Source organism: Mycobacterium malmoense (assembly GCF_019645855.1).
Classification (GTDB): domain Bacteria; phylum Actinomycetota; class Actinomycetes; order Mycobacteriales; family Mycobacteriaceae; genus Mycobacterium; species Mycobacterium malmoense.
This window is the reverse complement of record NZ_CP080999.1, coordinates 2,630,358-2,643,037: the sequence shown is the minus strand read 5'-3', so window position 1 is coordinate 2,643,037 and position 12,680 is coordinate 2,630,358. Positions and strand designations below refer to the sequence as shown.

At 65.1% G+C, this 12,680-nt stretch carries 8 protein-coding genes; 2 read left to right on the top strand and 6 right to left on the bottom strand.

The window, feature by feature from the left end; all coding sequences use genetic code 11:
* Positions 1-70: 70 nt before the first annotated feature.
* Positions 71-1,660 carry a nitrate/nitrite transporter gene (locus K3U93_RS12245; protein WP_083009678.1) on the top strand — a complete coding sequence of 530 codons (1,590 nt, stop codon included), beginning with the start codon at positions 71-73 and terminating at the stop codon, positions 1,658-1,660.
* Positions 1,661-1,781: 121 nt separating this feature from the next.
* Here the strand turns inward: K3U93_RS12245 and K3U93_RS12240 are convergent, their stop codons facing one another.
* The 4 genes from K3U93_RS12240 to K3U93_RS12225 form a co-directional block, all read right to left on the bottom strand.
* The gene (locus K3U93_RS12240) at positions 1,782-3,002 is read right to left on the bottom strand and encodes a PPE family protein (protein ID WP_083009680.1); all 1,221 of its coding nucleotides are present in this window, start codon (positions 3,000-3,002) and stop codon (positions 1,782-1,784) included.
* Between the two features lie 11 nt (positions 3,003-3,013).
* Complete coding sequence (locus K3U93_RS12235) at positions 3,014-3,313, bottom strand: PE family protein (RefSeq protein WP_083009683.1); 300 nt, start codon at positions 3,311-3,313, stop codon at positions 3,014-3,016.
* A gap of 208 nt (positions 3,314-3,521) precedes the next feature.
* Positions 3,522-4,763 carry a PPE family protein gene (locus tag K3U93_RS12230; RefSeq protein ID WP_083009685.1) on the bottom strand — a complete coding sequence of 414 codons (1,242 nt, stop codon included), beginning with the start codon at positions 4,761-4,763 and terminating at the stop codon, positions 3,522-3,524.
* 503 nt (positions 4,764-5,266) lie between these two features.
* On the bottom strand, positions 5,267-5,461 hold the full coding sequence (locus K3U93_RS12225; RefSeq protein WP_071508892.1) for a ferredoxin: 195 nt from the start codon (positions 5,459-5,461) through the stop codon (positions 5,267-5,269).
* A 270-nt stretch (positions 5,462-5,731) separates the two neighbouring features.
* On the opposite strand from K3U93_RS12225, the gene K3U93_RS12220 reads away from it, so the two are divergent.
* Entirely contained in the window at positions 5,732-6,907 is a 1,176-nt protein-coding gene (locus tag K3U93_RS12220; RefSeq protein ID WP_083009687.1) for a cytochrome P450, read from the top strand.
* A gap of 45 nt (positions 6,908-6,952) precedes the next feature.
* Here the strand turns inward: K3U93_RS12220 and eccCa are convergent, their stop codons facing one another.
* Both eccCa and eccB read right to left on the bottom strand, forming a co-directional pair.
* Positions 6,953-11,131 (bottom strand): type VII secretion protein EccCa, encoded by a 4,179-nt coding sequence (gene eccCa, locus K3U93_RS12215; protein ID WP_071508857.1) that lies wholly within the window; start codon positions 11,129-11,131, stop codon positions 6,953-6,955.
* Positions 11,128-12,645 (bottom strand): type VII secretion protein EccB, encoded by a 1,518-nt coding sequence (gene eccB, locus K3U93_RS12210; RefSeq protein WP_071508858.1) that lies wholly within the window; start codon positions 12,643-12,645, stop codon positions 11,128-11,130. The genes eccCa and eccB overlap by 4 nt, the downstream gene beginning before the upstream one ends.
* Between the last annotated feature and the right edge of the window lie 35 nt (positions 12,646-12,680).

Below are 12,680 nucleotides of genomic sequence, written 5' to 3'. Positions count from 1 at the left end.
GACCCCTAGCTTGGATCCTGGCACTCTTGTGACTCGACGCTTCGCCACGAGACCGGGTCTAAGGAGGGCGATGGAAGAGCGGGCGCTGCTACACGGCGAAAACACACGGCACGAGCCGGTTCCCGGTCCAGCACCGGCCGTTCCGAAGCCGGGTATCTTCCGGCTGGCCAGGCACGTGGCTCGGTCACGTCACATCTCTCATTGGGATGCAGAGGATATGGCGAGCTGGGAAGCCGGTAATAAGATCATCGCGCGGCGCAACCTGCTCTGGTCGGTCGTAATCGTGCACCTCGGCTACTCGATTTGGTCACTTTGGCCAGTGTTGGCATTGTTCATGCCCAAGGATGTCTATGGTTTTTCAGCGGGCGACAAGCTCCTGCTCGGTACCACGGCCACCCTGGTTGGAGCTTGCTTGCGGCCGACCTATGCGGTGGCAACCGCGATCTTCGGTGGTCGCAACTTGGCCATGTTCTCGGCGTTCGTGCTGCTGGTACCGGTTATCGGAGCGATGGTGCTATTGGCGCATCCGGGGCTTCCGCTGTGGCCATACCTAGTTTGCGCGGCAATGAGTGGAATGGGCGGCGGGAACTTCGCCGCCTCGGCCAGCAACGCGAATGCTTTCTACCCGCATCGACTCAAGGGCTCAGCATTAGGAATCGCCGGTGGGATCGGCAATCTCGGGGTGCCACTAATCCAGATAGTCGGCCTGCTGGTTATAGCTACGGCAGGCAACCGGCAACCGTACTGGGTTTGTGGTCTGTATCTGGTTTTGTTGACCACCGCCGGAGCCGGCGCGGCGTTATTCATGAATAACGTCGCGCAGCATCGTGTTGAACCCGGGCTTGTCCGGTCGATCCTGTCCGCGGTCGTTTTTGCTCATGACACCTGGCTGCTCGGCCTGTTCTATCTCGGAAGTTTCGGCTCATTCATCGGGTTCTCGTTCGCGTTTGGTCAGGTGCTGCAAACCAGCTTCATCGCCGACGGGCAAGGTGCAGCGCAGGCCTCGTTGCATGCCGCTGAACTGGTCTTCATCGGACCGTTGCTCGCGGCTCTAGCCCGGGTCTACGGTGGCCAGCTGGCCGACCGAATCGGCGGGGCCCGCGTCACTCTGATGGTTTTCATCTCTATGGCTCTTGCCGCCGGGATGCTGATTGGTGTGGGTACCGTGGAAAACCCACACGCAGGCCCGGTCAGCGGCTCAGCGATGGCCGGCTACGTGGCCTGCTTCATCGCCTTGTTCATCCTGGCCGGGGTGGGCAATGGGTCCGTGTACAAGATGATTCCGACAGTTTTTGAGACGTGTGATCGGTCGTTGGACATGAGCGAGGCTGACCGCCGTCATTCGTCGCGGCTGATTTCGGGAGTCGTTATCGGTTTCGTCGCGGGTTTCGGCACTTTCGGTGGGGTCGGAATCAACCTCGCGCTGCGACAGTCTTACCTCAGTACCGGCACGATGACGTCGGCATTCTGGATCTTCATGGCCTTCTACGTTTTCGCCGCCGTGTTGATCTGGATCGTGTACGTCCGACGACCGCTGGCGACATCTTCAGACAACAACACTGCGATGCGATCGGAGCCGACAGAGGCTAATGATGGCCCGGGCTCAACCCGCGGCTCGGGGACGTCGAATCCGGATGAGCGTCTCGGTATGCGCGCGTAGTAGCCACAGCAGCGGCCTGGGCTCATATCGCTTGCCGCGGCCGGCGCGAGGCCGGCCGATCGGCAGCGTCGTTGTCCGCCAAGTGGCGTCACCGAATGACGTTGGACGAAATGGTGGTGGGTTATCCGCCGAGGGGTGGTCGGGCCATGACGGTGGGGCGGAACCCGTATCGGGGCCCGGCACCGCCAGCGGTGCCAGAGCCCACTCCGGCCAGCGGCATGCCGCCAAGCAGGTTGCCGGGTCCCCCGGCGGCCTCCGGGGCAGCGCTGATGGCGCTGACCGGAATGGCCGTGGCATGCGGTGCCGCCGCCGACGCACCGCCGGCCCACGAGATCGGCACCGACAGCTTGCCGATCGAGGTCGCACTGCCCAAATGTGCCGCCGCGCCGCCAGCGCCACCCAGCAGGCCTCCCAGCCCGGGCAAGCCCTTGGGGACGGCGGCCGCGGCCGCGGCCGCCGGCGCGGTGATCGCCCCGAGGGTCTTGGCCATCTGGATACCGAAGTTGCCCATACCGACACTGAAATACGGCAGACCTTCGGTGTTGTAGAAGAAGCTCGAGAAGTTGTTATAGCCGGTCAAGAACGTTGCCACGTTGGTGGGCAGCGTGGTCTGCCCGCTGAGGAGGAACCACACTTCGGTGAGCAACGGGTTGGACGACGAGAGCTGCGACACCAGCGACGACGTCCCGGTGGGCGAGGCGAGGTTTTGTAGCTGACTGGTGATCTGGCCGAGAAAACTTTGCAGGCTCTGCTGGATCGAGGCGGCCGGAGTGCTGGCCGTCGCGGCGGCCTGGGTGGTAGCGGCCGCCGGGTTGGCGATCGTGGGGGCGGCGGTGTAAGGGGTCACCTTCGACGCGCTCGCCGAGGAACCGGCGTAGTTGTACATCGCTGCGGCGTCTTGGGCCCAAAATTCAGCGTATTGGGCTTCCAGTTGCGCGATGATCCCGTTGTTTTGACCCAACAGGTTGCTCGCCGTGGCCTGGGCCAGCTCGGCACGGTTGGCCGCGATCACCGGCGGGGGCACTATCGAGGCAAACGTAGCCTCGTAGGCGGCGGCGGCCGCTTGGGCCTGCGTGGCCGCCTGCTCGGCCTGGGTCGCGGTGGTCGTCATCCACTCCACATACGGCTGCACTGCCGTGGCCATCGACGCCGAGGCGGGCCCCAGCCACTCCTCGCTGGACAGCTGAGTGACGATGTTGTCATAGCCTAGCGCGGCCGAATTCAGCTCGGCGGCAAGACTATTCCAGGCCGAGGCCGCCGCCGTCAGCGACGTCGAGCCCGGACCGGAATATATCCGCGCCGAGTTGACCTCCGGCGGTAATGCTCCAAAATCGATTGCCATGTCCTGACTCCTTAGCCGGCCGCGGCCGCGTTGGCCGCTTCGGTCGCCGCGTAGGACCCCGAGCTGATGCCCAAGGTGTTGACGAACTGCTCGTGGATCGCCGTAGCCTGAGTGCTGACGGCCTGATACATCTGGGCGTGCGCGGCGAACTGCGCGGCGGTCAGCGCCGACACCTCGTCGGCGGCAGCGGGCACCACCCCGGTCGTGGGGGCCGCCGCGGCGGCATTTTGGGCGCTCAACGCCGAGCCGATACCTTGCAAACTGCCCGCAGCCGCCGCCAACGCTTCCGGCTGTGTAGTCACGAACGACATTTGGTTTCCTCCTCAACCTCAGGCTCGATGACCTTCAAGGGATGCTTTGCTGCTGAAGCGCACTTCAGCATGGCTTGCTAGTGAGACTAAGTGGATCTCGCCGGGTCGCGCCTCCTTAGCGGCAACTGTTCACTGCTGGACAACTGATGTTCATCTGCGGGTCCTTGCGGGTAAGCCCCCAGCTGGAAGAGCATTCGCGGGTCCTTCATCATCCGGCCGACGGCGGGCGTGTCAGCACGCTGTGGCGGAATCCGTATTTGTGGGTGTAGCCGTAGCCCGCGGTGCGCCGTCCCACGGCGCCGGTAGGGATTCCGCGCAGCAGGGCGTTTCCTGTTCCTGGCGCCGCACCGGCGTGTGCCGGGCTTTCCTCCGCCGCAGCCAGCGTGACGCTCGCTTCGGAGGTCGGCGTGGTCCAGTTGGCCGGGACCGACAACATCCCGACCTTGCCGGCCTGGCCCGCGCCGGCCGACACCGCTCCAGCGGTGTGGGCACCCGCACCGCCCAGACTTCCCACGGCGCCCAGGTGCAGCCCGGCGAACTGCGGAGTCGGATACCAGGCACCACCGGCACCGGCCGTCGCACCCTGGCCAAACGTCAACTGCTGTCCCATCGACCAACCGAAGTTTCCTATGCCCACCCCGAAATACGCCTGCAGGGTTTGCTTGATCACCGTGGTGTAGTTCTGGGGGACAAAGCCGGTCCAGTTGTTTGCGGGGGTAGGCAGCCCGTACATGAGGAAATCCTTGATCTGCGTCTCGATCGCCGACCATGGCCAAGTCGATGCAATCCCCGACGAGAGTTGCTGCAGCGTCTGCGGCACCGTAGCGGCGGAGACCAGCTGCGAGGTCGTCGTGGCCGCCGCGGTCTGCCCGGAGTTACCCGCCTGCGCCACCGTGGCGAACTGACCCGACTCCCCGTCCGGGGTGGTGGTCTCCGGCGGCGCGGTATACGCCGTCACCTGCGCGGCACTGGCCGACGAGGCGGCGTAGCCGTACATGGCCACGGCGTCTTGGGCCCACATCTCCATGTACTGGGCCTCGGTCAAGGCGATCGCCGGGGTGTTCTGACCGAAAAAATTGGTCGCGATCAGCGTCATCAACAGCACCCGGTTGGCCGCGATCACCGGCGGCGGCACCGTCATTGCAAACGCCGCCTCAAAGGCCGCCGCGGCAGCGCGGGCCTGGCTGGCGGTCTCCTCGGCCTGACTCGCCACCGTACCCAGCCACGCCACATACGGCGCCACCGCCGAGACCATCGACGCCGATGTGGGCCCCACCCAGGGCCCGTCGGTCAGCTCATCGATCACCGAGCCATAACCCGACGCCGCCGTGCCCAACTCCGCGGCCAGCTGATCCCAGGCCGTGGCGGCAACCATCATCGGCTCCGACCCTGGACCCGCATAAATACGACCGGAATTGATTTCGGGCGGTAACGCTCCGAAGTCGAACACCGTGTCCTCCTCAATTGGCCGTGATCGCGGTGGCAATCTCGGCTGTCACGTGAAAGCTCTGGTGGCCGTGGTCACGACCGGGTCGACAATTGCGACCTCAGGGCGCCGCTGCCCTATCGGACGTCACTGACTAACTTGGGTCAGTCGACCAGCAAACCCAGTCGGTGGAATACTCGGTACCCGAGAGTGCACCGTTCACTGTGTCCGGATAGGTGGTGCACCACCAGGATTCCCGGACTTTCGGTCAGGAACGACGTGCACAATCCGCATCGATTACCCCATTGTCAGCAACCGAGCGACAGCTCGCTTGTGGCTGAACTGCCGCTCGTCAACGAGATTAGCTGGTCATGCCGGACACGCCGACCCGCGATGCTAACTGTTCATTCCAAGCCAACCAATGTTCATTCCCGGCCAGCCGCGGTTCATTCTCGATAACTAAACGTTCATGTCCCGTTTGCTTTTTGGCTCCGCCCGGTGGGCCGGACAATTGTGACGTCGCGCCGCTAGTCCGCTTCGATAATCAACGCCATTTCCGGGCAGGAGGCCACACCGTCACGGGTCAACTGCTCGTCCTCGGGCCTCACCTCGTGTTCCTCGAGAATCGAATAGCCCGAGTCGTCGATTGGGAACAGGTCTGGATCGACGGCGTAGCACTGGGCGTGGCCCACGCACCTGGACTTTTCGAGACGAACCTTCACAAGGTTTCCTTCTTCCACGGCTTAGGGGAACACCCAGATAGGCTTGATAAATCGATGGGTAGATTAGTCGGTCTATAAAGTCTAGAAGATCATTGCCGATCGCGGCCGCCGAGCTAAACCTTGGTATTCGCCGGTCAGTGGAATGGTGCCCCTTTGCCGCACATGCGATATTGGTGTGCCACCACAAACCGGTGACGACGAAGGTCGCAAGCACGGCCTGGAAGACGCCTAAGGCACGAAAAACGCACGGACAAACGGGGATCGGAGCGCATGAGCACTCTTGGCGAAAGCCAGCCAGGCACGTTCTACCTACCCCGGCTCGAATACTCCAAGTTACCGATGTCCGCCGACCGAAGTGTCGGATGGAAGACACTGCGGGACGCCGGGCCGGTGGTGTTCATGAACGGCCACTATTACCTGACGCGACGTGAGGACGTGCTGGCCGCGCTGCGCAATCCCAAGGTCTTCTCGTCGCGGCTGGCGCTTCAGCCGCCCGGTAGCCCGCTGCCGGTGGTGCCGCTGGCGTTCGACCCGCCGGAGCACACCCGTTACCGCAAGATCCTGCAACCGTATTTCAGCCCGCAGGGATTGAGTAAGTCCCGGCCGGTGCTGCAGCGCCACGCCACCGAGATGATCGCCGCCTTTGCCGAGCGGGGCGAGTGCGAAGCGATGGCAGATTTCGCGAGGCTATATCCGTTCCAGGTTTTCCTCGACCTGTACGGCCTGCCGTTGGAGGATCTCGACCGCGTGATCGCTTGGAAAGACGCCGTCGTCGCCGACAAGCCCTTCATGACCCAGGCCGACCTCGACAAGGGACAGGAGTTGTTGGCATATCTCACCGACGCGATCCAGCAGCGCCGGCAAAACCCGGGCTCCGACATGTTGTCGCGGGTGATGACCGGCGACGGCAACTTCAGTGACCTCGAACTGCTGGGCATGAGTCACCTCTTGATCCTGGCGGGCCTGGACACGGTGACCGCGGCGATCGGATTCTCCCTGTTCGAATTGGCGCGCAGACCGCAGCTGCGCGACGCGGTTCGGGGTGATCCCAAGCAGATCAGGGTTTTCATCGAAGAGATCGTCCGGCTGGAGCCGTCGGCACCGGTGGCGCCCCGGGTGACGACGGAGGTCGTCACCGTCGGGGGAATGACGCTGCCCGCGGGCACGTCGGTGCGGTTGTGCATGGCCGCGGTCAACCGCGACGGCAGCGACGCGATGTCCATCGATGAGCTGGTCATGGACGGAAAGGTGCACCGGCACTGGGGATTTGGTGGCGGACCGCACCGTTGTTTGGGCTCTCATCTGGCGCGGATAGAGCTGACGATCATCGTCGCGGAATGGCTCAAGCAGATCCCCGACTTCGAACTGCCCCCGGATTACAGCCCCGAAATCAAATTCCCGTCAAAGACCTTCGCGCTCAAGGAATTGCCGCTGCGCTGGGGTTGATCCCGGCCGGGCCGAGTCAACTCCAGCGCAGCGGCTGTAGTCGTTTTAAGTCCTGCCCGCGTCCTGCTTGCGGAACTCGGTGGCGGCCACCTGGACGAACACACCGGTGTCCTCGGCCATCAACAGGCCTCGGCCACGGGGCAACGGACCACCCTTCATCTTGCCGCGGATGAAGCCCTCGTCGGGGTCGGCGTCCATGACCAGCAACGGCGCATTCGCCTGGTGCAGTGCCCGCAGCATCGGGTCGCTGCCGGCCGAAGACCAACCGCCGAACGAGCGGGTGACGATCACGTGCAAGCCGACGTCGGCGGCCCTGGTCACCCAGGCGGCTGCCTTGTGCAGCGGCGAGTCGAAACCCGCTGGCAGCTGCTGAATGTCGTCCACGATCAAGAAGATCTCCGGTCCGCTCCACCAGGAGTGCGCCAACAACTCTTCCGCCGACAAACCGGGCGGCGGTTCGCGGCTGGCCAGCAGGGCCGACAGGTCATTCATCATCGCCTGTATGCCGTCGAGGTTGTAGGCGAACTTCTCGACATGGTCGGAGCCCAGTACGGTCAGCAGCTGACGACGCGGGTCGACGAGCCACACCTGAGCCGAGGGTTGCGACGTCGCCGGCGCGCTGCTGGCTCCGGGTGCGTAGAGCCGGCCGATTTCGGACATGATGGTGGCCAGCGCGGTGGTCTTTCCACATTCGCGTCGACCCGTGATCATCAGATGCGAGTTCTCGGCGAAGTTCAGATAGACCGGCGCCAGGTCTAATTCCGATATGGCCCAGGCGATTCCGCCGACACCGACACTTTGGCGGGTGTCCCGGGCGGCCAGCTCGCGCACCTGTTCCACGCCGAACCGCGCGGGCAGCCGGCGTATCGGCGTGGCCTGGCCGCTCGTCAGCCTGCTGACCGCTTCGACGATGCTGTCGGACTCGAAGACGTTCGCGGGCGTGCTTGCCAGCGCCGGCCGGGCCACCAGCGTGTGCAGGCCCGCCTGCGGGTCGGACTCGAGCCGGACGTAGTTGACCGCAACCATGCCGCGTCCCGGTTTGACCGGAACGTCCTTGGCGAACCGGGAGCGCACCAGCTTGGCGTCTTCCACCGCGGCCAGCCGCAACTCGATCCGGGAACCGAAACCGCTGCGCACCGGCGGGCGCAGCTCCGATTCGCGATCGGCGGTGACCACCACGTGCACCCCGAACGACGGGCCCTGGTTGATGATCAGGTTCGCCTGCTCGATCAGCACCTCGTTTTCCTCGGCCAATGCCCGGTAGTTGTCGATCACCAGGTAGACGTCGCCGAACCCGTCATTGGGCACCGGGCCGGGCTCGCCGCCGAACTTGCGGCGCCGGAACATCTCCATCGAGGCGATTCCGTATTCGAGGAAGCTGCGTTTGCGCTCACGCACCAGGGCGAGCAGTTCGGCAATGGTGCGGCGGACGCCGTAGGGGTCGGTGGGACCGGCCACCTCGCCGACATGGGGCAAACGAGCCACCGTGGTCAACGCGGTACCGCTGTAGGCCAGGCAGTAGAACTGGACCTGCTCGGGAGTGTGCGTCAACGCGGCCGAGCAGATCAGCGTCTGCAGCGCGGTCGTTTTGCCCGAGCCCCCGGCGCCCAGGATCAGGACGTTGGCGCCGGGCCCGGACGTGTCAACCGTCCACGGCGGCTGATCGTGCTTGAACGGGCGGTCGATGATCCCGATCGGGAACACCAGGTCCCGGGCGGAGCCATAGTCCTTTTGCCACGGGTGGCCGAGGAACCGGTTGACCAGCTCGTCGATGGGCACGGGTCGGGTCAGCGGAGGCTGCCACAGTCGATAGGGCTCGAAGTCGATCTGGCGGAGCTGATCGATGATCACCGTCCCGACTCTTGGTGTCCTGAGCCCTTCGTCGTCCTCTTCCTCGGCTTCCGCCAGGTCGTGCGCCTCGCCGTTCGAGTGGACGGCCGGCCCGTCGACGTCCGGTCCCCCAACGCTCACCTCGAGCGGGGTGAACGAGTTGGTAAACAATTGCGGGCGAACGTAATCGATGCTGTGCACCAACTGAGGCGCTTCCTCGCCGTCGATGGTGACATCGGGAGAGTAATAGTCCCGCCACAGGAATTCGGCCTGGAATCGGACGACATCCTCGAGGCTCCTGCGGAAATAGCCCAACCCGGGCTGGGCCGGCAGGTTCACCGCGTTCGGCACACCAGCGGCCTGCGCCGCCCCGGCGGTCCGCGCTTTCAGCACCAAGCGGTAACCCATGTTCTCCATGAGCTTTTCGGCTCGGCTCTCAATGGTCTGCGACGCCATCATCAGGTGGATCCAGTAGGCGCGGCCCTGCCGGCCAATCGAGTCCAGAACGTCGACCGCCGTCGGCATGATGCGGAACCATTCGTAGAACTCGTCGATGACCACCACGAGCATCGGCAGCGGCGTCATGTCCTGGCCGCGCGCGCGCATCCTGCCGCGCACGGCGTTGTACTCCTTGGCGTCGTCAACACCCGCGCTGAAGCAGATCTCCTTGCGGCGGGAGATTTCGCCCCACAGCGCGTCCAGGAAGCGCTCCATCAGCGCCTGGTCATCTTCCAGGTCGGTGATAATGCGCGATACGTGCGGCACCCCTTCGAACGGCTTGACCGCTGACCCTCCCTTGAGGTCGGCCAGCACGAACTGCAGCTCGTCCGGTGGATGCCCGAGCATCAGCGACTCGATGACCACGCGCACCAGCATCGACTTGCCCGAACCCGTTGTCCCCGACATGACCCCGTGCGGACCGTCGCCGCCCTCGTCGAGCGACTTCATGTCCAAGAACAGCAGCTCGCCATTGTCGGAGCGGTTGCCGAACGGCGCCCGCAACCGCGACCGGCCCATCGTGTCGGTGCGGTTTCCCCACAGCGTGTCGAAGTCGATACGTGCCGGATCGTCGACCCCGTAGTAGGACAAGATGTCCCGGGCGCCGATGTGGGCCACCCGCTGGCCGATCTCTTCGTACGCCTCGGCAAGCCGCCAGCGCGCCAGCTTCTGGGCGAACTCCTCGGCCTCCGCGATGCTGAGATGGTCGGTGAGAGCGAAGAACCAGGGCTTCTCGTCGATCACCATCCAGGTGTCGCGGTCGCGGGGCAGTGCCTCGATCACGCCCCTCTCGTCGAACCGCAACGTCCGCTCGGGGACGGAGGACCACATCGAAGCGCCGGTCAGGTCGAAGAACGTCACCCCGTCGATACCCTCGGCGCTGATCACGTACTCCCACTGCGGATCCGTGACGTCGGCGATGATCACGGTGTGCGGCGTCGGGGTCTGCGCCGACGAGCTGGCATGCCGGGGGGTGAAAGACCCGCGGCCGGCGAACAATTCGGCTTGCTCCGCGGCGAACTCCCGCACCGAGGCATAGACCATCCGCGCGTTACCCGCCGCGTCCTGACGCCGCGGATCACCGAAGTGCGGAAGCCACTTCACCCAGTCCCATTCCTCCAGGTCCGAGCTGACCACGATCATCTGCACGTGGTCGGGTCCGTGGGAGAACGACAGCTGGCAGACGATCGCCCGCATCAATCCCAGGACCTGCTCGCGCTCCCCGATCAGCGAGTACCACGGCTCGACCAGCAGCGAGATCATCTTCGGCAGGTTGTAGACGACGCTTTGATAGCGCCCGAATTCCTGAAGGGCCTTGCCGGTGACCGGCTCCAGCTCGATGTCGGTCGGCATGTTCTGGGGCTCACCCCAGGTCACCTCGGGACGCGTCATGCCCACGCCGACCCGCACGACACCGAAGTTGAGGTCCTTGCCGTCCGGCTTGCGTTCCCACATCCGCGGCGCTCCGACGGCGGCCGCCAGCGTGACCGGTGCCGGGTGGTACCAGCGGTAGTTGGCGTCCATGCTGTCGGCCGACTCGTGGGCCGTCTCGCGCAGCATGTCCAGCATCAACATGAACTGGGCGCGCATCGCGTCCAGCTTCGGCCGGCTCATCTGCTGCTGGCCGCCGAACCGGCCGCCGAACATCATCATCGCGACGCCACCGATCATAAAGATCGGGAAGATCGAGCCGGCGCCCCCGAAGACGTGTGAGCCGCTGGCGAAGGTCATGGCGACCATGCCGATCAGCAGGCCGACCACCACCACACCGACCACAATCAGCCACCAGGGCTTGCCTTCCGGCGGCGGGATGCTCAACGGCGTCGGAAGGACGATGTTCTCCGGCTTGATTACCGGAGCCTTTTCCGGTGTCGGCCGCGCAAATCCACGTTTCACTTCGGTACCACCAACTCTGCGGGGGACATGTCCATCGGTAAGGTGTCGTGCTCCACTAACGCGTCCGCTCGTGACAGGGTCGGACCTTGCGGCAGCAGCCGCAGCGCGACCCACGGCGCCAGGCTCGGCATGGTCTTCAAACCCAACGCCTCGCGGACGTCGCGGGTGTCGTCCACTCCGAACCGGGCGCCCGCGTCCGTGAGCCACCACAACGATTCCGTCGTCTTGGCGCCGGGATCGTTGCCGGTGACGGCCACGAAGTTGGCGTAGTCGGGACCGAAGTAGACCTGGTCGGCTTCGCGGCCGGTCGTGTCGGCCTTCACCAAGGACACCACCTTGCTCGCGTCCTTGGTCGCGACCGGAATGGTCGACCCGGACACGACCTGGATGCGGGCCCGGTTCTCACCGGAGGTCTTCTGCCACCACCAGCAGGTCGCCGGGTTCTCCCGGATATCCATCACGTTCAGCGGGGTGTCCGGGTACGACGACAGGTCGAGCTTGTTGACCACCGGCATTTTTGCCAACGCGGACGGTTCCACGGTCACCGGCTTGGTGTTGCCCGGGCCGGCGTTCTGCAAGATCTGGGCGACCAGGGGTGGCAGCGTCTGCACGCCATCGGCCAACACCAGCGAATACTGTTGCGGCCCACTGATTTGTGGGGTGACGATCACCGTCCCGACCGGGCCGGGCGCCCCCGGGAACGACGCCGGAGAGCCGGCGTTCTGCACGTCCGGCACCGTCAGTTCGGGCCCCACCGGCAACGCGTCGTAGAGGGCGCGGCTCATCGGCTTTGCCATGCTGACCTGCTCCGGCGTCAAACCCAGCGGCAGCAACACCGACCGGTTCGTCGCGTCGATGCGCGACCGGCGTCCCTGCCGGATCACCCACGCGTCCCCGCCGTAGTTCAGCACCACGGCATCCGACCCGTTCAATACCTGCCGGTGGCCGCTGAGGTCCGGGACGCCGTCGATCACCGTCACCGTCACGCCCGACGGCGCCCCGACCCCGGTCGAGGTGGCCACGGTGTCGCACACCAGCCACGACGAAGCGGGCGGGGTCTTGGGCGCAAAATTCGACGGCGCGCCCGGGATGCCCACCAGCGGCCCGCGCGGCAGGTTGGCGATCTGGCCTGACCGAACCAGGTGCGGGTTGTCCGGCCGGCCGGTGATCAGCCGCGCCGAGGCCAAATTCAGCGCCGGATACAACTTGTCACCGACGCGCACGTACAGGGCGCCGGAATCGCGGTCGGCGATGATCGGCGACTCGTTGATCTGCCCCGACGGGCTGATGAACGACCACAGCAGCGCGCCCAGGCAAACCACCAGCGCGGCGGAAATCGATGCCACGACGGCCAGCGTCTGACGCCGTCCCGGTTCGATCTCCATGCGGACCCGCCAGCGGGTCAGCGCCATCGCGGTTCGGCGGGCAAGGAACTGATACCCGGTCACCTGGGTTCGGGTCGACAACCCAAGGCCGTAGCCCGACCCGCGCTGCCCGCGACTTTCTTCCGCCACGTAAATTCACCATCCGGTCTGTTAGAACGCCTGGA

What these genes read in the sequence shown, in the direction of transcription:
- K3U93_RS12220 (WP_083009687.1), top strand. Translation starts at nt 5,732, where the DNA reads ATGAGCACTCTTGGCGAAAGCCAGCCAGGCACGTTCTACCTACCCCGG.
- K3U93_RS12235 (WP_083009683.1), bottom strand. Translation starts at nt 3,313, where the DNA reads ATGTCGTTCGTGACTACACAGCCGGAAGCGTTGGCGGCGGCTGCGGGC.
- K3U93_RS12245 (WP_083009678.1), top strand. Translation starts at nt 71, where the DNA reads ATGGAAGAGCGGGCGCTGCTACACGGCGAAAACACACGGCACGAGCCG.
- K3U93_RS12240 (WP_083009680.1), bottom strand. Translation starts at nt 3,002, where the DNA reads ATGGCAATCGATTTTGGAGCATTACCGCCGGAGGTCAACTCGGCGCGG.